17 protein-coding genes and 1 pseudogene are annotated in these 20920 nt (G+C 71.4%); 7 read left to right on the top strand and 11 right to left on the bottom strand.

The window, feature by feature from the left end:
• Positions 1-99: 99 nt before the first annotated feature.
• Both IE198_RS17485 and IE198_RS17480 read left to right on the top strand, forming a co-directional pair.
• The gene (locus IE198_RS17485) at positions 100-1125 is read left to right on the top strand and encodes an ATP-dependent 6-phosphofructokinase (RefSeq protein WP_100109207.1); all 1026 of its coding nucleotides are present in this window, start codon (positions 100-102) and stop codon (positions 1123-1125) included.
• A gap of 227 nt (positions 1126-1352) precedes the next feature.
• Positions 1353-2309: an RICIN domain-containing protein gene (locus tag IE198_RS17480; RefSeq protein ID WP_189887482.1), complete on the top strand. Its 957-nt coding sequence runs from the start codon at positions 1353-1355 to the stop codon at positions 2307-2309.
• On the opposite strand, the gene IE198_RS17475 is transcribed toward IE198_RS17480, so the two are convergent.
• From IE198_RS17475 to IE198_RS17455, 5 genes and pseudogenes are all read right to left on the bottom strand, one after another.
• Positions 2303-2935 (bottom strand): helix-turn-helix domain-containing protein, encoded by a 633-nt coding sequence (locus IE198_RS17475; RefSeq protein ID WP_229834052.1) that lies wholly within the window; start codon positions 2933-2935, stop codon positions 2303-2305. The genes IE198_RS17480 and IE198_RS17475 overlap by 7 nt on opposite strands.
• 201 nt (positions 2936-3136) lie before the next feature.
• Positions 3137-3292 (bottom strand): annotated as a pseudogene (locus IE198_RS17470) (carbohydrate ABC transporter permease); the annotation flags it as partial.
• 172 nt (positions 3293-3464) lie between these two features.
• On the bottom strand, positions 3465-3800 hold the full coding sequence (locus IE198_RS17465) for a hypothetical protein (protein WP_308426821.1): 336 nt from the start codon (positions 3798-3800) through the stop codon (positions 3465-3467).
• A 15-nt stretch (positions 3801-3815) separates the two neighbouring features.
• Positions 3816-4496 (bottom strand): response regulator, encoded by a 681-nt coding sequence (locus tag IE198_RS17460; protein ID WP_189887478.1) that lies wholly within the window; start codon positions 4494-4496, stop codon positions 3816-3818.
• Positions 4493-6118, bottom strand: a complete 1626-nt coding sequence (locus tag IE198_RS17455; RefSeq protein ID WP_189887476.1) for a sensor histidine kinase — start codon at positions 6116-6118, stop codon at positions 4493-4495. Before IE198_RS17455 ends, IE198_RS17460 begins: the two co-directional genes overlap by 4 nt.
• 126 nt (positions 6119-6244) lie before the next feature.
• Between IE198_RS17455 and IE198_RS17450 the strand changes: the two genes are divergently transcribed.
• Positions 6245-7618, top strand: coding sequence for a cation:dicarboxylate symporter family transporter (locus IE198_RS17450; RefSeq protein ID WP_194661005.1), 1374 nt, complete (start codon positions 6245-6247; stop codon positions 7616-7618).
• 99 nt (positions 7619-7717) lie between these two features.
• Here IE198_RS17450 and IE198_RS17445 read toward each other — a convergent pair whose 3' ends face one another.
• Positions 7718-8596, bottom strand: coding sequence for an aldo/keto reductase (locus tag IE198_RS17445; RefSeq protein ID WP_189887472.1), 879 nt, complete (start codon positions 8594-8596; stop codon positions 7718-7720).
• Positions 8593-9504, bottom strand: a complete 912-nt coding sequence (locus IE198_RS17440; protein ID WP_189887470.1) for an NAD-dependent epimerase/dehydratase family protein — start codon at positions 9502-9504, stop codon at positions 8593-8595. The genes IE198_RS17445 and IE198_RS17440 overlap by 4 nt, the downstream gene beginning before the upstream one ends.
• 89 nt (positions 9505-9593) lie before the next feature.
• On the opposite strand from IE198_RS17440, the gene IE198_RS17435 reads away from it, so the two are divergent.
• The 3 genes from IE198_RS17435 to trxA are packed head-to-tail and all read left to right on the top strand — an operon-like array spanning position 9594 to position 10895.
• On the top strand, positions 9594-10115 hold the full coding sequence (locus IE198_RS17435; RefSeq protein ID WP_189887468.1) for an Lrp/AsnC family transcriptional regulator: 522 nt from the start codon (positions 9594-9596) through the stop codon (positions 10113-10115).
• 48 nt (positions 10116-10163) lie between these two features.
• Positions 10164-10556 carry a MerR family transcriptional regulator gene (locus IE198_RS17430; protein WP_189887466.1) on the top strand — a complete coding sequence of 131 codons (393 nt, stop codon included), beginning with the start codon at positions 10164-10166 and terminating at the stop codon, positions 10554-10556.
• 3 nt (positions 10557-10559) lie between these two features.
• Positions 10560-10895, top strand: coding sequence for a thioredoxin (trxA, locus tag IE198_RS17425; protein ID WP_189887465.1), 336 nt, complete (start codon positions 10560-10562; stop codon positions 10893-10895).
• A gap of 24 nt (positions 10896-10919) precedes the next feature.
• Here trxA and IE198_RS17420 read toward each other — a convergent pair whose 3' ends face one another.
• Together IE198_RS17420 and IE198_RS36355 are read right to left on the bottom strand one after the other, a co-directional pair.
• Positions 10920-12359 carry a WGR domain-containing protein gene (locus IE198_RS17420; RefSeq protein WP_189887463.1) on the bottom strand — a complete coding sequence of 480 codons (1440 nt, stop codon included), beginning with the start codon at positions 12357-12359 and terminating at the stop codon, positions 10920-10922.
• Between the two features lie 95 nt (positions 12360-12454).
• Positions 12455-13489: a DUF6817 domain-containing protein gene (locus tag IE198_RS36355; RefSeq protein ID WP_189887461.1), complete on the bottom strand. Its 1035-nt coding sequence runs from the start codon at positions 13487-13489 to the stop codon at positions 12455-12457.
• 263 nt (positions 13490-13752) lie between these two features.
• On the opposite strand from IE198_RS36355, the gene IE198_RS17410 reads away from it, so the two are divergent.
• Complete coding sequence (locus IE198_RS17410; RefSeq protein ID WP_189887459.1) at positions 13753-15981, top strand: HelD family protein; 2229 nt, start codon at positions 13753-13755, stop codon at positions 15979-15981.
• Positions 15982-16025: 44 nt separating this feature from the next.
• Here the strand turns inward: IE198_RS17410 and glgB are convergent, their stop codons facing one another.
• Both glgB and IE198_RS17400 read right to left on the bottom strand, forming a co-directional pair.
• Positions 16026-19130: a 1,4-alpha-glucan branching enzyme gene (gene glgB / locus IE198_RS17405; protein WP_373299883.1), complete on the bottom strand. Its 3105-nt coding sequence runs from the start codon at positions 19128-19130 to the stop codon at positions 16026-16028.
• Positions 19131-19437: 307 nt separating this feature from the next.
• Positions 19438-20814, bottom strand: a complete 1377-nt coding sequence (locus IE198_RS17400) for a maltokinase N-terminal cap-like domain-containing protein (protein WP_189887457.1) — start codon at positions 20812-20814, stop codon at positions 19438-19440.
• Between the last annotated feature and the right edge of the window lie 106 nt (positions 20815-20920).

The following is a 20920-nucleotide window of genomic DNA, read 5'->3' as shown; positions in this document are numbered from 1 at the left end:
TGGAGGGCGTGCAGCAGCAAGGAGCGCAGGCGCTGCCGGGCCCGTGGGACAATCGGAAGTGGCTCACAAGGACGACCGACGAGCAGGAGACACAGCACGATGCGCATCGGAGTTCTCACCGCAGGCGGCGACTGCCCAGGTCTGAACGCAGTGATCCGGTCTGTCGTGCACCGCGCCATGACGGGTCACGGCGACGAAGTCATCGGCTTCGAGGACGGATTCAAGGGTCTCCTCGACGGCCACTACCGTCCGCTCGACCTCAACGCCGTCAGCGGCATCCTCGCCCGCGGCGGCACCATCCTCGGCTCGGCCCGACTGGAGCGCGGCCGGCTGCGCGAAGCGGCCGAGAACGCCACGGAGTTGGCCAGGCAGTACAGCCTCGACGCGCTCATCCCGATCGGCGGCGAGGGCACGCTCACCGCGTCCCGGATGCTGGCCGACGCGGGGATGCCGGTCGTCGGCGTCCCCAAGACGATCGACAACGACATCTCCTCCACCGACCGCACCTTCGGCTTCGACACCGCCGTCATGGTCGCGACCGAGGCCATCGACCGCCTCAAGACCACCGCGGAGTCGCACCAGCGCGTCATGGTCGTCGAGGTCATGGGACGGCACGCCGGCTGGATCGCCCTCGAGTCGGGCATGGCGGGCGGCGCGCACGGCATCTGTCTGCCCGAGCGGCCCTTCGAGGTGAGCGACCTGGTCAAGATGGTCGAGGAGCGCTTCGCCCGCGGCAAGAAGTTCGCGGTCATCTGCGTCGCGGAGGGCGCCCACCCCGCCGAGGGCTCGATGGAGTACGCCAAGGGCGAGATCGATCAGTTCGGCCACGAGCGCTTCCAGGGCATCGGCAACCGGCTCGCCACCGAGCTGGAGCGCCGGCTCGGCAAGGAGGCCAAGCCGGTCATCCTCGGCCATGTGCAGCGCGGTGGCACGCCGACCGCGTACGACAGGGTGCTGGCGACGCGCTTCGGGTGGCACGCGGTGGAGGCGGCGCACCGGGGCGAGTTCGGCATGATGACCGCCCTGCGCGGTACGAGCGTGGTGATGGTGCCGCTGGCCGAGGCGGTCACCCGGCTCAAGACCGTTCCCGAGAACCGGATGTTCGAGGCGGAGTCCGTGTTCTGAGCGGTCTCCTCCGGTCGTCGAGTGGCCTTGATCGTCCCCCCGTGGCGATCAAGGCCACTCGTCCTTTCTCCGCCGGTGGTTGGCGCAGACCACTCTTGAGTTCCTGGGCACCTGTCGCAAGGCTGTTCTCCGTCCGGGACGTGTCCCACCTTGTCCCAGCAGGTCAGCGGGCGGGTCAGCGGGCGGGTCGGCCAGGTCGGCAGAGACGTCGGAACGGGGAACAGCAGATGGAACTCGCCGGGAGCGGGGCTCCGGATCCGGAACGGGCGCGTGATTCGGCCTCCTTCGTCGCCGCGATGCAGGACCTCAAGGACTGGTCGGGCCTGACCTACCGGGAGTTGACGTCGCGTGCCGAGACGGTCGGCGACGTTCTGCCGCGTTCGACGGTCGCCAACATGCTCGCCCGGACCACGCTGCCGCGCGAGGAGTTGGTGGCCGCGTTCGTACGGGCCTGCGGCGTGGGACCGGGCGAGACCGAGGCCTGGCTGCGGGTCCGGAAGGAGCTGACGCGGCGCGAGCGGCCGGAACCGGCCGATGGCGTCGAGGGGGCCTCCCGGTCGGAGCCGCAGGAGCGCGCGGAGCCGGAGCCGTCACCGAGAGGACCACGCCGCCGGCTCGTCGCGGCGGCTGTCGCGGTCCTGGTCGTCGGCGTCGCGGCCGCGGCAGCAGTCGTGCTCGCCAAGGGAGACGCGGACGACGGCGCGCAGCCCCGCGCGGTGACCGGCCCCGCTCCCGGCCCGGTGCAGATACGGCTCGTGCACTCCGGTCTCTGCCTCGCCGAGCAGGGCGGGCGGAGCGGCCAGCTGTACCAGCAGCCCTGCTCGGAGCGGTCCAACCCGGAGTTCTCCCTGAAGCGGCTCGGCGCCGACTGGCGGCTGGAGACGCTCCACGCCACCTTCGGCTGGGGCTGCACCGGCGTCCAGGAGAAGTCCACCGAGATCGGCGCCCCGGTGGAGGACCAGGAGTGCGGCAAACGCGGGACGGCGGAGGCCTTCCGGCTCGAACCGGTCGGCACACCGCTACGCGGCTTCCGCCTCCGTCCGCTCCACAGTGACCTGTGCGCTGGGGTGGAGAAGGCCACCGAGCGGGAGGGCGAAGACATACGGCAGTTGGCCTGCACCGACGACGCAGGAGGCCAGCTGTTCTCCTTCGACCGGCGGTCCGCCGGGGGTGCCGGTCAGTAGCCCCTCGGGGAGCCCTGTCCGTGCGCCAGGTCCCAGAAGTGGTCCACGATCCGAGCCAGGAACTCCCTCCCCACCTCGCCCGTGTCCTGCGACGCGGAGCCCCAGCTGAGCGTGGCCACCATCCGGGACTGGTAGTCGGCGTGCAACTGCTGGAGCAGGTCCCGGAGATGGTCGCGGTCCAGCGGGAGCATCCTGCCCACCGGGCGGAGGTACGCCTGCCAGCGCGAGGTCACCGCGCCCCGCAGCAGCTCGGCCAAGTCCTCGTCGCGTCCCGTGGCGGAGAGCAGTTCGCGGGGCGTCAGACCGAGCACGCCGGAGAGGGCGGCGGTCTGCCGCTCGTTCCCCCGCCATCTGCCGGACTCCTCCATCCGCAGATACGCGGGGGTGTCCATGCCCACCAGCCGGGCCAGCTCGTCCGGCGGGAGGCCGCGAGCGATCCGATGCTCGCGCAACGTCGTCGCGGCGGCCAGCAGCTCACCCGGCGAGCACCACAGCACCCCGGCGAGCGCGGTCAGCTCCCGGGCGTCCGGCACGGCGAGCCCCCGCTCCCAGGCCGTGACCGTCTCCGGGGTGACATGCATGCCGTACTGGGCCCGCAGCCCGTACGCCACATGGCCGGGCGCCATCCCCAGCGCCTCGCGCAGACGGCGCGCGGCGGGGGCGTTGAGGCAAGGGGAGGGGCTGTGCTGCACGCACCCAACCTAGGGGCGTCCGGCAGGGGTGGCTACGGTGCGTACAACCAAGGCCGCGGTTCGTGGAAACGTCCGACTTGATCGGGCGGCCGATGTGTCCATGGCGGTTACCGGCCGGTCGCACCGTCATCCCTCGGGGCCCATCAGCGGCAGCACCACACGTGCGAGGGTCTGCAGATTCGATGCACCGTCCGTCCACGCGGCCTCCCCCAGCACCACCGGGACACCGCCCATGAGGTTCTTCATCAGCCGGACCGCGAAGCGCAGTTGTTTGGTGGCCAGGAGGAGCGCCGGCCAGGAACAGCAGCAGGACGGTGGCGGGGGCGAGCGGTACCCACCGCCACCGTCCCGTTCGGGAGGCGCTCACCGGTCGCTTCACTTCGCGACGACGACGGCGCCGTCGGTGATGGTTCTCAGCTGTTCGTCGTACGGTCCCACTTCGCGGTGTGGTCGTCGAGCGGCTTCAAGTACCCGGCCCCATGTCGAAGTTGATACGGACCGTGTCCTCGTAGACCAGGTCGGGTGCGGTCGTGAGGGAACGCATCGTCTGCTGGGCCTTGGCGGCGTAGTCGTTGTCCGGGGCCTGTACCGGGACCAGCTTGACCTCTTTGCCGGCGTGTTCCTTCTCGAACTGTTTCTTCGCCGCCTCGAGGCAGGCGTCCTTGAAGCGGATCTTGTTGTCCGTGGACCGGTTGTGGACGACCTCGACGGTGTGAGGGGTCGCCTCCGGGCGCGTCGGGCTACTGCCCGGTGACCGTATGGCCGGTCGGTTGACAAAAGCAATCCCCGTGCAGAGCACGGGTGTCGGCCGGGTTCAGCGGACCGTGCTGATCCAGCGGTACTGGAGTTCGGGGCGGCCGATCTGGCCGTACTGGGGCGCGCGGGCCGCCCGCCCGGCGGTGACGAGATGCTCCAGATACCGGCGGGCGGTGATCCGCGAGATGCCGACGGCCGCCGCGGCCTCCGTGGCGGTGAGCCCCTGTGCGGACTCGCGCAAGGTCCGCGTGACCGCCTCCAGGGTGGGGCCACTGAGGCCCTTGGGGAGCGAGGTGGTGGTACGCGGCGTGCGCAGGGTGGCGAGCGCCCGGTCGACCTCGTCCTGTCCACTGGCCTCACCGGCGGACGCGCGGAACTCGGCGTAACGGGTGAGCCGGTCGCGCAGGGTGGCGAACGTGAACGGTTTGAGGACGTACTGCACGACGCCGAGGGACACGCCCTCACGGACGATCGCCAGATCGCGTGCGGAGGTGACGGCGATGACGTCCGCCGAGTGGCCCGCCGCGCGCAGGGAACGTACCAGCGCGAGGCCGTGACCGTCCGGCAGATAGAGGTCGAGCAGCAGCAGATCCACGTCCGCACGCTCCAGGAGGCGTACGGCCTCGGCGCGTGAGTGCGCGATCCCGGCGACCGCGAACCCGGTGACCCGGCCCACGTACATGGCGTGCGCGTCGGCGGCGACGGGGTCGTCCTCGACGACCAGGACTCTGATCGTCACCCGGTCACCTCCGCGGGGCGCAGCGGCAGCCGCACGGTGAACTCCGCACCGCCGTCCGGGCTTCGGGCCAGGTCGACGGTGCCACGGCCGCGGTGCACGGCCTGCTGCACGAGCGCCAGCCCCAGCCCGCGGCCCGCGCCGTGCGTGGACCAGCCGCGCCGGAACACCTGCGCGGCGTCGCCGGAGTCGACCCCGGCTCCCGTGTCACCGACCCGCATCAGCAACTCCCCACCCTCGACCCGCGCGGCGACGGTCACCCGTGCGCGTTCGCCACGGGCCGGCACCCCGTCGATGCCGGCCACCGCCTCGGACGCCGCGTCGACCGCGTTGTCGATCAGGTTGCCCAGGATCGTCACCAGGTCGCGAGATGGGAGGGTACGCGGGATGACGCCGTCGTCGATGCGGCTGTCCTCCGTGAGGACCAGTTCCACGCCGCGCTCGTTCGCCTGCGCCGCCTTGCCCAGCAGCAGCGCCGCCAGCACCGGTTCGCCGACCGCGTCGACCACGCGGTCGGTCAGGGCCTGGGCCAGCTCGAGCTCCGCCGTGGCGAAGACGACCGCCTCGTCCGCCCGGCCGAGTTCGATCAGCGAGACGACCGTGTGGAGCCGGTTCGCGGCCTCGTGGGCCTGGGACCGCAGGGCCTGCGTGAAGCCACGCTCGGAGTCCAGCTCGCCGGAGAGCGCCTGGAGCTCCGTGTGGTCTCGCAGCGTGACCACCGTGCCGCGCTGCTCGCCGCCCACCACCGGCTGGGTGTTGACGACCACGACCCGGTCCGCGGAGAGGTGGACCTCGTCGACCCTGGGCTCGGAGGCCAGCAGTGCACCGGTCAGCGGCGGCGGCAGGCCGAGGTCGGCGACAGGGCGGCCCACGGCGTCGTCGCCGAGCCCGAGCAACTCCCGTGCGCCGTCGTTGGCGAGCGCGATCCGCCGGTTGCCGTCGAGCATCATGAGACCTTCGCGTACGGCGTGCAGCGCGGCCTCGTGGTAGTCGTGCATACGGCCGAGCTCGGCCGCGTTCATGCCATGGGTGTGGCGCCGCAGCCGGGCGTTGATGACGTACGTGCCGATCCCACCGAGCGCGAGGGCCGCTCCCGCCATGGCGAGCAGCGCGGTGACCTGGTCGCGAACCTGCTCGGTGATCTCCTCGACCGTGATGCCGGCGCTGACGATCGCGACGACCTTCCCGCCGTCGTACACCGGCGCCACTGTGCGCACGGACAGTCCGAGCGTCCCCACGTACTGTTCGCTGAAGATCCGCCCGGCCAGCGCCGGTTCTATGTGGCCGAGATAGGTCCGGCCGATCCGGTCGGGCAGCGGGTGCGTCCAGCGCCGCCCCTCCGGGTCCATGATCACGACGAAGTCCATGGCGGCGTCCTTGCGCAGCGCCTCCGCGTACGGCTGGAGCACCGCCGACGGCTCGGCGGACCGCACGGCGTCGACGACCGACGGCGAGCGGGCGGCGGCCGCCGCGGTGGCCCTGGACTGCAGGCGAGCGCTCTCCTCGGCCTGCGAGCGGTCGGTGAGGTACGTGAAGAGCGCGAAGCCCGCCAAGATCGCCGCGACCAGCACGACCTGCATCGCGAACAACTGGGCCGCGAGGCTGCGAGGGCGGGGGATGCGCATGGGCCAAGTCTGCCTGGCCGGGTTTGTGTGAACGAAACGAACGCAAGGGTGACCGGGGTCACAGCCTGATGGATAGTCGCTGAGATCCATCGGGACATGGACGCACATTCAACGAGGAGGCACCCCGTGGCCACTACAGCCGCAGGCAAGCGGGACCGTACCCATTATCTGTATCTGGCAGTCATCGGCGCGGTGGTGCTCGGCATCATCGTCGGTTTCGCTGCCCCGGGGGTGGCCGTCGAGCTCAAGCCCATCGGCAAGGGCTTCGTGAACCTCATCAAGATGATGATCTCGCCGGTGATCTTCTGCACGATCGTGCTCGGCATCGGCTCCGTACGGAAGGCTGCCAAGGTCGGGGCCGTCGGTGGACTGGCCCTCGGCTACTTCATGGTCATGTCGACGGTCGCCCTCGCCATCGGCCTGGTCGTCGGCAACGTGCTGGAGCCGGGCTCCGGACTCCACCTGACCGAGGCGGCCCGTGCGGCCGGCGCCGAGCAGGCGTCCGGCGGCGGCGAGAGCACCGCGGACTTCCTGCTGGGGATCATTCCGACGACGCTGGTCTCCGCCTTCACCGAGGGCGAGGTGCTGCAGACACTGCTGGTCGCGCTGCTGGCCGGCTTCGCGCTGCAGGCCATGGGCTCCGCGGGTGAGCCGGTGCTGCGCGGCATCGGGCACATCCAGCGCCTGGTGTTCCGCATCCTTGCCATGATCATGTGGGCCGCGCCGGTCGGTGCCTTCGGCGCGATCGCCGCGGTGGTCGGCGAGACCGGTCTCGACGCGCTGAAGTCGCTGGCCGTGATCATGATCGGCTTCTACGTCACCTGCGCCCTGTTCGTCTTTGTGGTGCTGGGCCTGCTGCTGCGCCTGTTCGCCGGGATGAACATCTTCACGCTGCTGAAGTACCTCGGCCGTGAGTTCCTGCTGATCCTCTCCACCTCCTCCTCCGAGTCCGCGCTGCCGCGGCTGATCGCGAAGATGGAGCACATGGGCGTGAGCAAGCCGGTGGTCGGCATCACGGTCCCGACCGGCTACTCCTTCAACCTCGACGGCACGGCGATCTACCTGACGATGGCCTCGCTGTTCATCGCCAACGCGACGGGCGCGCCGCTGAGCGCTTCCGAGCAGATCTCGCTGCTGGTCTTCATGATCATCGCCTCGAAGGGTGCGGCGGGGGTCACCGGAGCCGGCCTCGCGACGCTGGCGGGCGGTCTTCAGTCGCACCGGCCGGAGCTGGTCGACGGCGTCGGCCTGATCGTCGGCATCGACCGCTTCATGAGTGAGGCGCGTGCCCTGACGAACTTCGCCGGCAATGCGGTGGCCACCGTCCTGGTCGGCACCTGGACGAAGGAGATCGACAAGGACCGGGCCGGACAGGTGCTGGCCGGCAAGGTCCCGTTCGACGAGAAGACCCTGGTCGACGACCACGCCCCGCAGGGCGGCGGCGACGAGGTGGTCGTCCCGGCGCCGCGGGACGACGAGCGGGAGCCCGTGAAGGTCTGATTCCCCGCGGACCTTCGTCTCCAGGCGTGTGCCGGACCCTCTTCCCCCTTGGGTCCGGCACACGCCGCTGTCGCGGTCGAGCGCCGGCCTGGAGGCCGGTCAGCCGTCCAGTGACGCCAACTCGTTGGCGCTCAGCTCGAGATCCGCTGCCGCGGCCGAGTCGGTGACGGTGGCGGGGCGGCTCGCGCCGGGGATCGGGACCATCGCCGGCGACTTCGCCAGCAGCCAGGCCAGCGCCACCCGCTGCGGGCTGACGCCCCGCTCACGGGCCACCGTGTGGAACGCCTCGTACGGCCTGGTTGCGGACAGCGCGGACATGCCGTTCAGCGCGCTGCGCGAGATCCCGCCCAGCGGACTCCACGGCAGGAACGCGAGTCCCAGCTCTGCGCACAGCCGCAACTCCGGTTCGCTGTCGCGCACCTCGGGTGAGTACCGGTTCTGCACCGACACCAGCCGGTCGCCCAGCATCTCCCGGGCCAGCAGGATCTGCTCCGTGCCGACGTTCGAGATTCCGGCCCGCAGGATCGTTCCCTCGGCCAGCAGCTCCTGCAGCGCGCCCAGCGACTCGGCGTACGGGACGGCCGGGTCCGGCTTGTGGAGCTGGTACAGCCCGATCGCGCCGCCGCCGAGGCGTGCGGACGACGCTTCGGCGGCCCGCTTGAGATGCCTCGGGTCGCCGTTGACGCTCCATCCGCCGTCGGCGGTCCGGCCGCGCCCGCCCTTGGTGGCGACCAGCACGGCGTCGGCGGCACCGCCGTACGCGGACAGGACCCGCGCGACGAGCAGTTCACCGGGGCCGGGTTCGCCGCCGGGCACGTGGTACGAGTCCGCGGTGTCGATCAAGGTGACGCCGGCGTCGAGCGCGGCGTGGATCGTTGCGACGGCCTGCCGCTCGTCCGGGTGCCCCTCGATGGACAGCGGCATCGCGCCGTACCCGATCGCTCCGACGCGAAGATCGCCGATGGTGCGGTGTCTCATCGCTTTCCGTCCTCGAGTGCGCCGAGGGTCTCGGCGACCGCGCTCTCCAGCCAGTCGGAGGTATGGGAGAAGGAGAAGCCGAGCCGCGCGGCACGGGCGTTGTCCATGCCGTAGGAGCGGGCGAACGAGAACGGGGAGTAGGCGCCCACCGCCACATCGGCGAATTCCGCCGTGCCGCCGGACACGCGCCCGATGGCCTCGCATATTTCGGCGGTGACGAGCGGCCCGCGGGAGTTCGCGTTCACCGGTCCGGTGAATTCCTGCCCGGCGGTCCAGAAGAGGAAATCGGCGATCTCCTCGACATGGATATAGGTGGCGGGCCGGTTTCCCACCGGGACGCGGATCGGTCTGCCCTCCCGCATCCGGGTGGCGTAGTGCTCGACGCGCCCCGTGAAGTCGTCCGCTCCGCCCAGGACATGGGCGGTCCGTACGGACACCCAAGGGAAGCCGGAGGCCCCCGCGAGAACCGCCTCCGCCTGGCGCTTCCCCTCGCCGTAGTGGGCTTCCCGATGATCCGGGTCTTCCCAGGGGGCGTCGAGGTCGACCGCGACCGTGTGCGGATCGACCGCGTCCTCCCGCACGGGCGCGTCGGAGTCCTCGTACTCGTACACCTCGACCGTGGAGGTCAGGACATAGCGGCCGGTGCGGCCGTCGAACACCCGCCGGGCGATGTCCGCCTGGCGCGGTGTGTAGCAGACCTGGTCGACGACGACGTCGAAAGTCAGGTCACCGAGAGCGTTACGCAGCGACGACTCGTCATTCCTGTCGGCGACGAGATGAAGCACCCCGTCGGGCGGCGCGGACGAGCCCCGATTGACGACGGTGACACGGTCGCCGGCGGCCAGCAGCCGCGATATGAGCCGCTTCCCGAAATAGCGGCTTCCCCCGATGACGCAAATGCTGCGCACTTTCCCGCCCCGATTCCCCTTGTGGCACGTGGTGTTACGGCTTTCGGTACCAGTGTTACGTTGACGGACGGCGTCCTGAAGGGGGAACCATGGGAGATCCGGCGTCCGTGCCGAAAGAACCACGGCAGCTGAGGGCTACCGCCGTCGAAACGCCGGCGGTCGGCTTCGACGCGGTGGACCGGCACATCCTGGAGATCGTGCAGAGCGACGGCCGGATCAAGCTCAGTGAGCTCGGCCGCCGGGTGCGGCTCAGCCCCGCCGCGGTCACCGAACGCGTCCGCAGGCTCGAGACCTGCGGCGCGATCACCGGCTACGGTGCCCATGTCGCCCCCGCCCGCCTCGGATACGGCATCCAGGCCTTCGTCCGGGTGAATCCGCACGCCGGCTACAACTTCAAGCACCCGCGGACGCTGGAGCTGCTGGAGCGGCCCGAGGTGATCGAGGCGCACCACGTCGTCGGAGAGGACTGCTGGATCCTCAAGGTCGCGGTGGCCGGCACGGTTCACCTGGAGGACGTGCTGGAGCACATCTCGGCGCTGGGCCGTACGACGACGTCGATCGTGCTGACCTCGCCGCTGCCCCGGAAGCCGCTGCTGCCGCACCGCGGCTGAGCGGCGGCCGTTGCCTTGACGTCGGCGTCAAGGCTTACGGTCGGGGACATGCGAATCGGCGAGCTCGCGGAGCGGGCCGGGACGACCACCCGTACTCTGCGCTACTACGAGTCACGCGGGCTGCTGCCCGCACGGCGTGCGGTCAACGGCTACCGCACCTACGACGAGGACGACCTGCGGCTGCTCCAGCAGATCAGGACCCTGCAGGACTTCGGGTTCGACCTGGAGGAGACCCGGCCGTTTGTCGAGTGCCTGCGCGCGGGACATCCGGCGGGCGACTCGTGCCCGGCCTCGATCGCGGTCTACCGGACCAAGCTCGCCGAACTGGACGCCCTGATCGGACAGCTGCAGTCGGTGCGGGCCCAGGTCGGTGCGCAGCTCATGAGGGCCGAGGCGCAGCTGCCGCAGGGCCCTGATCCACAGTGCGAATTCGGAGGCTGACGAATGATCCACGCAGAAGGCGTTGCCGCCGTGACGGACACGGACTTCGACGCCGAGGTGCTGGGCGCGGACCGCCCCGTCCTCGTCGAGTTCACCGCGGACTGGTGCGGCCCCTGCCGCCAACTCGCCCCGGTCCTGAGCGCGATCGCGAAGGAGGAGACACAGCGGTTGAAGGTCGTCCAGATCGACGCCGACACCAATCCGGAAACCGTCACGCGCTACGGCGTGCTTTCGATGCCGACCCTGATCGTGTTCGACGGGGGCGAGCCGGTCACGTCCATGGTCGGCGCCCGCCCCAAGCGCCGGCTCCTCCAGGAACTGGAGGGCGTGCTCGGGTAGCCCGGCGCCCGGCCCGGGGCCGGCTCACACCAGGCGGCGGATCTCGCCCCGTACGCGGTAGAAGCCGGACCGGGCGGGGTGCAGTGCGTCCACCACGTAACGTGCCCCTGCCTCGCGTATCCCGCGTGGGAACTGCACGTTCCAGGAAGGCTCGAAACCGTCCGAAACGACGTGCACCCGCAACTTCCCGCCCGCCTGGACGCACTCCACCACGACGCCGCCGGCCGGTGGTGCCGAGACCGTGGCCATCGCCGTGAGGGAGGCCGCCGGGGTGTAGGTCGGCAGCGCGGCCGCGGACTTGATGTCCTTGGCGACGGGGACCGTGCCCTGCTGGGCGGAGGCGACCGCCGACTCACCGGCGTCCATGCACACCAGGGAGCCGTCGGTGGTGACCATGTACAGCCTTTCCTCGCGGTACTGCATGGACAGGGCGGACCCTCCGCCGGTACGGAGCTTCCAGAGGCGGGTGCCGTCGGCGGCGAAGCAGTAGACCGAGGACGAGGAGTCGCCGGCGAACACATACCGCCCGTCCGGCGAGGTGGCGCACGAGTACACCGCGGTGTCGCAACGGAACGTCGCCTCGACGGCGCCCGTCCGCTTCGACAGGCGCTGCACCACGTTCCGGGCCGTGCCGGCGTAGACCGCGGTGTCCTCCTGCCAGCCGAAGAGCACCGCACCGGTGGTGGGCGTGTGCCACAACTCGCCGCTGCCGTCGGGGGAGTATGCGGTGACACCCTTCTGGTGGCCGTGGTAGACGGCCTGCTCGTCCGCCCGCACCATCCAGGCCTGCCCACCGGCCGACTTCCGGGCCCACTGGTGCTCGTCCTCGTGGTCGATGACGGTGAGACCGCCGTCGGCGCCGGAGACGTTGAGGACGCCCTCCCTGATGTCGAGCCAGAAGATGTCGACGTCCGCCGCGATGTCGTACGCGGCGAACGGCAGCTTCGAGGAGAGGTCGTACACCTTGCCGTCGTCGCAGCCCGCATAGATCCAGAAGTCGTCCGCCACCAGGCACTTGACACCGTCCGGCAAGGAGTACCGGGCCAGCACCTCGCCGTCGTGACCGAGGGTGTAGACGTCGCCGGCCTGGTTGCCCACCCAGCAGCGGTCCTCGTCGATGTGGATGCCGAAGGCGGCGGAGCCCGTCCGGAACCGCCACAGGACCGGCGCCGTGGAGCGGGCCGTGGACGGTGCCGACGTCACCTGGCGGCGGGTCACCGGACGGGGGGCGCGCTGTCCCTGCACGGCCGGCGCATATCCCTTGCGCACCTTCTCCCCGATCTTCTTGGACGCGGCGGCCTGCGCCTTCTCGACACTCGGGAAGGAAGAGGTCTGCACCTGGCCGGTGGCCCCGATCCTGCCGTAGCGCACCGAGACGACCGTCCCCTCCACGACGACCTCGTAGAACTTGTGCGCCGTGCCGTCGTCCTGCGACAGCTCCAGATACGTCTTCGTCCGCGACACGACAGACCCCTCCCAAGGACCGAACAGGCGGCCGTACCCCGCCCGTTCCCACTGCTGAGAACGCTACGGGCCACCACTGACAACGGCCGGTCCCGTCACGCCCGATCGAGCCGGACCTGACGCCTGGAGAGGTTGACGGCGATGATGCGTACCTCGACCGTGTCGCCGACGCCGAGTTCGGCGGTGCCGAGGTCCTCGGTGTGCAGGAGCCCTTCGACGCCGTCGGTCACGTGGACGAACACGCCGAACGGCACCTCCTTGGTCACCGTGCCGCGCACGGTACCCCCGAGCCGGGTGCGCGCCAGCTCCCTCAGCGGGTCGGGGTGCAGGTCCTTGAGCGACAGCGACACCCGCTCGCGGCCGTCTGCGTCCTGCGTGTCGACGCCCAGGACGGTGAAGGCGAGTTCCTGGCCCTCGCTGATGACGTCCGCCGGCGAGTCGACGCGGCTCCACGACACCTCGGGGATGTTCATCATCGCCTGCACGCCGCCGAGTTCGACGAAAGTGACGCCGATGCTCGCGATGACGGATACCACGCCGGTCACCACATCGCCCCGTTCGAGTCCCTCTAGGAACCCCCGGCGTTCCTCTCCCCGCAGGGTGAGCAGCTCCCGGGCATCGGCCCCGGCGGGCTCGCTCAGCAGCGGACGCCACGCGGTGAACAACCGCAGCAGCGCCCCGCCGTGCTCGGCCCGGATGCCGGCGTTCACCTGGGCCAGGTCGAGTTCGTTGGCGGCGGTCAGCTCGGCGAAGTCCTTCCGTTGCCGCAGTGTCGGTACGGAAGCGGTGCCCGTGAAGCGGTCTACGAACACGCCGTCCTCCCGGGGCAGCGCCCGGTACGACGCCTTGCGGTCGCAGCTCGCATAGAAGTGGACCAGTTCCTCGGCCTCCGCCCCGATCGCCGCGGCCAGCTCCCCGCGCCGCCCGAGGGGCAGCAGCGACTCCGCGAAACCATCCGTTCCGTAGAACGCATGACACAGCGCGGCGAGCTGCAGTGCCGGACGCGCCCCCCACCCGGCCAGCCGTTCGCGCACCCGTTGGAGATGCGCGAGCAGTGTCCCGCCGGGATGCGCCACCTCGTCCGCGCCGCAGGCGCGCAACAACTCCAGCGCTCTGTCCGCCCCGGTCATGATCCCCCTGTCGTGTCGGTGCCTGCCTGACACCATGCACGAGCACGGGAGGACCCGGCAATGCGGACCGGGAAGGGGCAAGTCGCGGGGAAGGGGCAAGACCTCGTTGCCGACGCTCCGGTGGGCCCGGCAGGACACAAAAAGACCCGGTCCGCATTGACGGCCGGGGTATTCGCCTGCGTATATTAGGGATTTCCGTGTTCGTGAATTATTGACGTCACGGAGAAGTTGAATAAACGGATTCTATCGCGTCAGGAGCTGAATTGTCAACCGAGGAATTGCAGCGGGAACAGCAATTCGTCTCCCGCGTGCACGAGCGGCTCGACCAGCTCCGTGACGAGGCCCAAGCCGCCCTGAGCGCCACGATCACGCAGGTCGGGACCGGTCGGCAGGCGCGGGTGGAACGGGACATCGGGGTCGTGGAGCACTCCGCGACGCTCGCCGCGCTGAATGCTGCGGACACCGGGCTCTGTTTCGGACGCATCGACCGGCGCGACGGAGTGACGCATCACATCGGGCGCACCGGGATCCGCCGCGACGACCCGGAAAGAACACCGTTGCTGATCGACTGGCGGGCGCCGGTCGCGCGACCGTTCTATCTCGCCACCGGTTACCAGCCGATGGGCCTGCGCCGCCGCCGGCACATCACCACCCAGGGGCGGACGGTCACCGCGCTGCACGACGAGATCATGGATCTCGCCGACACCACCCGCACGGGGTACGAGTCCCACGACGCGGACGAGGTGCTGCTTGCCGCGCTGAACAGCGCCCGTACCGGGCGGATGGGCGACATCGTGTCCACCATCCAGGCCGAGCAGGACCGGATCATCCGCGCCCCGCAGCGCGGTGTGCTGGTAGTGGAGGGCGGGCCCGGGACGGGCAAGACCGCCGTGGCCCTGCACCGGGCCGCGTACCTGCTGTACGCGCACCGCGAGCATCTCGCCAAGCGCGCGGTGCTGATCGTCGGGCCCAACCCTGCCTTCCTCGGTTACATCGGGGAGGTGCTGCCCTCGCTCGGGGAGACGGGCGTACTGCTGTCGACGGTCGGTGAACTGTTCCCCGGTGTGCACGCCACCGGCACCGACAGCCCCGCCGCCGCCGAGGTCAAGGGCCGTGCCGCCATGGCCGGTGTACTGGCCGAGGCAGTACGGGACCGGCAGCAGGTGCCGGAGAAGGACGCGCCGCTCGTCGTCCCGCACGACGACGGCGACCTCGTCATCGACTGGGGCATGGCCGTCGAGGCACGCCACAAGGCGCGCGAGACCGGGCTGCCGCACAACCTCGCCCGGCCGCACTTCGTCTTCCGGATCATCGACGACCTGACCGCCCAGCTCGCCGACCGTATCGGCGCCGATCCGTACGGAGGCCCCAACTTCCTCGGCCCCGACGACATCGCGCAGCTCGGCAAGGCCATCGCCGCCAGCGCCGACGTCCACGCCGCGATCGCCACGCTGTGGCCGCCGCTCACCCCTCAGGAGCTCCTCGCTGACTTCCTGGCCGAGCCGACGCATCTGCCGGAGGAGGAGGCCGCGCTGATCAGACGCGCGACGGGTCCCTGGACCCCCGCCGACGTGCCGCTTCTCGACGAGGCGGCGGAACTCCTCGGCGAGGACGACTCCGCCGCCCGCGCGCACGCCGAGGCGGAGCGCGCACGGCAGATCGCCTATGCGCAGGGCGTACTCGACGTCTCCTACGCCTCGCGGACGTACGAGTTCGAGGACAGGCACGACGACGAGTCGGAGGTCCTCGCCGCGCACGACATCATCGACGCCGAGCGAATGGCCGAACGACAGGAGGAGGCCGACCACCGCACGGCCGCGGAGCGCGCCGCCGCCGACCGGACCTGGGCCTTCGGGCACATCATCGTCGACGAGGCGCAGGAACTGTCGCGGATGGCGTGGCGGCTGCTGATGCGGCGCTGCCCCACCCGGTCGATGACCCTGGTCGGTGACCCCGCGCAGACCGGGGACATGGCGGGCTGCGGTTCGTGGCAGGACATCCTCGAGCCGTACGTCGGCGACCGCTTCGAGCACACCAGGCTCGGCGTCAACTACCGTACGCCCGCAGAGATCATGGAGCTCGCGGCCGAGGTGCGGCGCAGCGCGGACCCGGCGTTCCGGCCGCCGCGCTCGGTGCGCTCCACAGGAGTCGAGCCGTGGGAGGTGACCGTGGAGCCGGAGGAACTCGCCGCGACCGTCGCCGCCCGGGTCGCCGATGCGCCGCGCGAGGGCCGGATCGCCGTGATCGCTCCCGCCCCTCTGCACGCCGCCCTCGCAAAAGCCCTCCCGGGCGTGGCCGCCACGGGCGAGCCGGACCTGACACAGCCCGTCGTGCTGCTGGACGCCCGCGCGGCCAAGGGCCTGGAGTTCGACACCGTGATCGTGGCGGAGCCGGAGCTGATCCGCTCCGATTCTGCGCATGGGGTGAACGACCTGTACGTGGCGTACACGCGGGCCACCCAGCGCCTGGGCGTGGTGCGCACCGCCCGCTAGGGCGGGGACGGTCACGGCAGGAGCCGTGACCGTCCCGAGGTGCGTCACACCGGCCGGAACCAGATCGTCGCCAGGGGCGGCAGCGTCGGAGCGATCGACGTTCGGCGGCCGTGCGACTCGACCTGCTCCGGCTTCAGCGGGTCAGCGTTGAGGACGCCGGAGCCGCCGAAGCGTTCCTCGTCGGTGTTGAGGACCTCGGCCCAGGCGGAGACCGACTCCGGGACGCCGAGGCGGTAGCCGTGCCGTACGACCGGCGAGAAGTTGCTCACCGCGAGCAGCGGTGCGCCCTGTTTGTCGAAGCGCAGGAAGGCGAAGACGTTGTCCTCCCACGCGCCGCCGTCCACCCACGCGAAGCCCTCGGGCACGGTGTCCAGCTGCCACAGCGCGGGGGCGGCGCCGTACACCGCGTTCAGTGCGCGCACCAGGTCCCGCACACCGCGGTGGTCGGGCTCCGCCGCATACGACGGGTCGAGCAGCCACCAGTCGGGGCCGTGGCCCTCCGACCACTCCGCTCCCTGGGCGAACTCCTGCCCCATGAAAAGAAGTTGCTTGCCGGGGTGGGACCACATGAAACCCAGGTAAGCGCGGTGGTTGGCACGCTGCTGCCACCAGTCACCGGGCATCTTGCTCACCAGCGCCCGCTTGCCGTGCACCACCTCGTCGTGCGAGATCGGCAGCACATAGTTCTCGCTGTAGGCGTACACCATCGAGAACGTCATCTCGTTGTGGTGGTACTTGCGGTGCACCGGCTCCTTCGAGACGTACACCAGCGAGTCGTGCATCCAGCCCATGTTCCACTTCAGGCCGAAGCCGAGCCCGTTGTGGTGCGTCGGACGGGTCACGCCGTTCCACGCCGTGGACTCCTCGGCGATGGTGACGACACCCGGGTTGCGCCGGTAGACGGTGGCGTTCATCTCCTGCAGGAAGGCGACTGCGTCCAGGTTCTCCCGGCCGCCGTGCTCGTTCGGCGACCACTGGCCGTCCTCGCGGGAGTAGTCCAGGTAGAGCATGGAGGCGACCGCGTCGACCCGCAGCCCGTCGATGTGGAACTCCTCGCACCAGTACGTGGCGTTCGCCACCAGGAAGTTGCGGACCTCCTTGCGCCCGTAGTCGAACTCGAGCGTGCCCCAGTCCGGGTGTGCCGCGCGCGCCGGGTCGCTGTGCTCGTACAGCGGGCGGCCGTCGAACTGGGCCAGCGCCCAGTCGTCCCGGGGGAAGTGCGCCGGCACCCAGTCCACCAGCACCCCGATGCCCGCACGGTGCAGGCTGTCCACCAAGTGCCGGAAGTCGTCCGGGGTGCCCATCCGGGACGTCGGCGCGTAGAAACCTGTCACCTGGTAGCCCCACGAGCCGCCGAACGGATGCTCGGCGACCGGCATGAACTCGACATGGGTGAAGCCCAGGTCCTTCACGTACTTCGGGAGCTGCACAGCGAGCTGGCGGTAGGTCAGTCCCGGGCGCCACGAGGGCAGATGCACCTCGTAGACCGACAGGGGAGCCTCGTGGAGGGGCCGGTCGGCGCGGTGCGCCATCCACTCCTGATCACCCCATTCGTGGTGCGACTCGGTCACGATCGACGCGTTGGCCGGCGGCACCTCGGTGCGCCGGGCCATCGGGTCGGCCCGCTGGGTGTACGAGCCGTCCGGGCGCATGATCTCGAACTTGTACAGCGCGCCGTCGCCGACGCCGGGCAGGAACAGTTCCCACACGCCGGTCGCGCCGAGCGAGCGCATGGGGAAGCCGGTGCCGTCCCAGAAGTTGAAGTCGCCGACCACGCGTACGCCGCGTGCGTTCGGCGCCCAGACGGTGAACCGCGTGCCGGTGACGCCCTGGTGCGTCATCGGGTGCGCGCCGAGCGCCTTCCACAGCTCCTCGTGCCGGCCCTCGCCGATCAGATGCAGGTCGAGTTCGCCGAGCGCGGGCAGGAAACGGTACGGGTCCTCCACCTCGAAGCCGTCCTCGTGGCCTTCGTAGGTGACGAGGAGACGGTAGTCCGGGGCGGTGCGCATGGGGAGCACGCCGGAGAAGAAGCCGTCGCCGTCGTCGTTCAGCTCGGCGCGCAGGCCCTTGGCGACCACGGTGACGGACAGGGCGTGCGGCCGCAGTACCCGCAACTGGACGCCCTGGCGCACCGAATGGGCGCCGAGCAGGGCGTGCGGATCGTGGTGGCCGCCACTGAGGAGCCGCCCCCGGTCGTCGCCGCCGAGCGGCTTCGCCGCGCGGACCCCACGCCCGTCCCGTGGCCGCGGCGCGCCCGCCGACCTGCCCCGGCCGGCCTTCCCCGTGCCGTTCGTCCCGGCGCCCGTGTCGGCCGTACGGCCACCTGCCCCACCTGCTGCTGCGCCTGCCGGCCCGTCGGCTCCCGCCCTGCTCGCTGCGCGGCCCGCAGACCCGACGGCTGCGGTGTCGGACGTCGGCCCACCGCCCCCGCCCCTGCCCGCGCCGGCGGCTGCGGACCCGTCGCCTGCGGCAGCGTTCGCTCCGGTCCTGGCAGTCCCGGCCCCGTCGGCCCCGGCCGTCGGTCCGGCTGCCCCGGCGGCGGGCGGCCTTGCCGACCCGGTTGGGGCCCTGCCGGCCGAGGCTCGCTCCGCTGGGGCGGGTGCGCTCCTGCCGCTCCCGCCCGGCCTTCGGCCGGCGGCGTCCGCCCGGGCGGCTGTGGAGCCGTCGGCTGTGCGGTCGAGCCGGGTGGTGGGCGCGTCCGGCCCGCCCGCGTCGCCCGCCCGTGCGGTGGCCTTCCCGGCTGAAGCCGGGCCGGCTTCTGTGGTCGCAGCGCCTGCCGACTCCGCCCCGGCGGCGACAGCGCGGCTCGTGCGCGCGGGCTCAGCGGTATCCGTCCCGTTCTCACTCGAGCCGACTGGCTCGGGCACGGTCGCGACCGCGGCGGCGGTGACGACCGCGGAGCCGGCCGAGCTCGACCGCGCGCGCTTCCTACGGCCCGTTCCGCCTCCTCGCCCTGCCCGCTCGGCGCCACCGTCGCCCCCGCCCGCCACGGCACTCGCGCCGGTTCCCGGCGTCTTTGGCCGAGCCTTCCGGCTGCCGAGGTCGGCGGGCGGCGTCTGGGCGTCGGCCGACGGGTCGGCACCCTCCGCGGGCACGGGGCCCGGTGCGGCGTGCGCCCGGCCGGAGCGCCGGTGGTCCGTGCCCGCCATGACGGGCGCGCCCTCACCCTCGGCCCCCGTTGCAGCCCCGGCCGCCTCCGCGCCCGCGGAGTCCGATCCGGCGACCGGGCCGCTGCCGGGCTCAACCGCCGCGGTGGCGGGGCGCGTTCCCGCTTCGCGCACCGGGTCCGGCTCGGCCGGCACGGCGTGGCCGGTGTCTTCGGTGTGCGTATCGGTCGGCTGGTGCGGGACTTCCGGTCCCGGGGACTTGCGGGACGACGGTCGGGCGGTCACGGATTCGGCCTCCTCAGGCGGCGAACAGCGGTGGGGGAGCAGCTCGGATCGGTCAGCTGGTCGGTCAGTGGAGCGCGGCGAGACGTTCGATCGCGGCCATCGGCACCGGCACCCAGTCCGGCCGGTGTCTCGCCTCGTAGACGACCTCGTAGACGGCCTTGTCGGTCTCGTAGGCGCGCAGCAGCTCGGGCTCCTGGCGCGGATCGTCGCCGCCGGCCTCGGCGTACCCGTCGCAGTACGCGTCGCGGCACCGCTCGGCCCAGGCCGGGTTCCAGGGGCGGTGCGTACGGGCCGCGTAGTCGAAGGACCGGAGCATGCCGGCGACGTCGCGTACGGCGGGCTGCGGCCGGCACCGTTCGGTGAGCGGCCGGGCGGGCTCGCCCTCGAAGTCGATGACGGACCACGGGGCGTTCCCGGGGCCTCGCAGTATCTGGCCGAGATGCAGGTCGCCGTGCACCCGCTGGGCCGCCCAGGTGCGGCCGCGCGCCCCGAGCACCGCGAGCGCGTCGAAGGCGGCGCGCAGCCGCGGCGCGTACGGCACCAGCGCGGGCACCGCCTGCGCCGCCGCGTCCAGTCGCCGGACCATGGCCGCCGCCAGCCCCTCGGTCTGGGGGCCGCCGAGTTTCACCGTCGGCAGGGTGTCGGCGAGGGCGGTGTGCACCTCGGCGGTGACGCGGCCCAGCTCATGGGCCTCGCCGAGGAAGGGGCGGTCGCCCGCCAGGGCCTCCAGTGCGAGCACCCAGCCGTCGCGCGATCCCGGCAGGAACGGCTGGAGCACACCGAGGGTGAAAGGTTCCGGCGCGGTCGACTCGTACCAGGCGACCGGCACCGGCACCCGTGCGCACCCGGCGCGGGCGAGGGCGAGCGGCAGCTCCAGATCCGGGTTGGGCCCGGGATGGAGACGGCGGAAGATTTTGAGGATGTACGCGTCGCCGTAGACCAGCGAGGAGTTGGACTGCTCGGCGTCCAGCGGCCTGGCGGCCAGCCCCGCGGGGATTGCGGGTGCGCCGTCGAACCGGTCGAAGCGCAGCGGCCCGAGCGAGCCGGGTGTGCGCAGCCGTTCCAGCAGGAGCGCCGCGAGCCGCGGGTCGTGGGTGCCTTCGTACACCGTCCGTCCGTCGAGCGGCCCTTCGGTGAGATGGCCGATCAGCGTGGGGGCCAGGGCCGGCGGCAGGGTCTCGCGGACACCGATGAGCAACTGATAGCAGTCGTCGGACGACGGCGAGGACGCGTCCCGCTGACCGACGCGTACGAGAAGATGCAGCAGTCCGGGACCCGGCCCGTTCAGGGGCAGCAGCTCCGTCGCGGAGACGAGCGAGAAGCCTGTGACCGCGTACCCCTTGCCCGCGAACCAGCGCTGTCCGGGGAGCCATTGGCGCAGCAGCGGGGCGAGCGAGGGAAGCAGACCGAGCGGAGTCCGGGTGGATGCAGCCTCCGACATGGGCATCGCGTCCTTTCCCCGGGTACACCACGAATGCGCAAAGTGTCCCGGATTGCGGCTGTGGCTGTCCGGCGGCGCGCGGGGATGAGGGGGGAGTGCCCGATGC

The organism is Streptomyces xantholiticus (assembly GCF_014651015.1).
In the GTDB taxonomy this organism is placed as follows: Bacteria; Actinomycetota; Actinomycetes; order Streptomycetales; family Streptomycetaceae; genus Streptomyces; species Streptomyces xantholiticus.
Note: the sequence above shows the minus strand (reverse complement) of the source record. Positions and strands in the feature narration are given on the sequence as shown.

Excerpts from the sequence above, each read along its gene's own strand:
- IE198_RS17485 (WP_100109207.1), top strand. The coding sequence starts at position 100 with ATGCGCATCGGAGTTCTCACCGCAGGCGGCGACTGCCCAGGTCTGAAC.
- IE198_RS17480 (WP_189887482.1), top strand. The coding sequence starts at position 1,353 with ATGGAACTCGCCGGGAGCGGGGCTCCGGATCCGGAACGGGCGCGTGAT.
- IE198_RS17475 (WP_229834052.1), bottom strand. The coding sequence starts at position 2,935 with ATGGCGCCCGGCCATGTGGCGTACGGGCTGCGGGCCCAGTACGGCATG.
- IE198_RS17455 (WP_189887476.1), bottom strand. The coding sequence starts at position 6,118 with ATGCGCATCCCCCGCCCTCGCAGCCTCGCGGCCCAGTTGTTCGCGATG.
- IE198_RS17445 (WP_189887472.1), bottom strand. The coding sequence starts at position 8,596 with ATGAGACACCGCACCATCGGCGATCTTCGCGTCGGAGCGATCGGGTAC.
- IE198_RS17435 (WP_189887468.1), top strand. The coding sequence starts at position 9,594 with ATGGGAGATCCGGCGTCCGTGCCGAAAGAACCACGGCAGCTGAGGGCT.
- IE198_RS17430 (WP_189887466.1), top strand. The coding sequence starts at position 10,164 with ATGCGAATCGGCGAGCTCGCGGAGCGGGCCGGGACGACCACCCGTACT.
- trxA (WP_189887465.1), top strand. The coding sequence starts at position 10,560 with ATGATCCACGCAGAAGGCGTTGCCGCCGTGACGGACACGGACTTCGAC.
- IE198_RS36355 (WP_189887461.1), bottom strand. The coding sequence starts at position 13,489 with ATGACCGGGGCGGACAGAGCGCTGGAGTTGTTGCGCGCCTGCGGCGCG.
- glgB (WP_373299883.1), bottom strand. The coding sequence starts at position 19,130 with ATGGCGGGCACGGACCACCGGCGCTCCGGCCGGGCGCACGCCGCACCG.
- IE198_RS17400 (WP_189887457.1), bottom strand. The coding sequence starts at position 20,814 with ATGTCGGAGGCTGCATCCACCCGGACTCCGCTCGGTCTGCTTCCCTCG.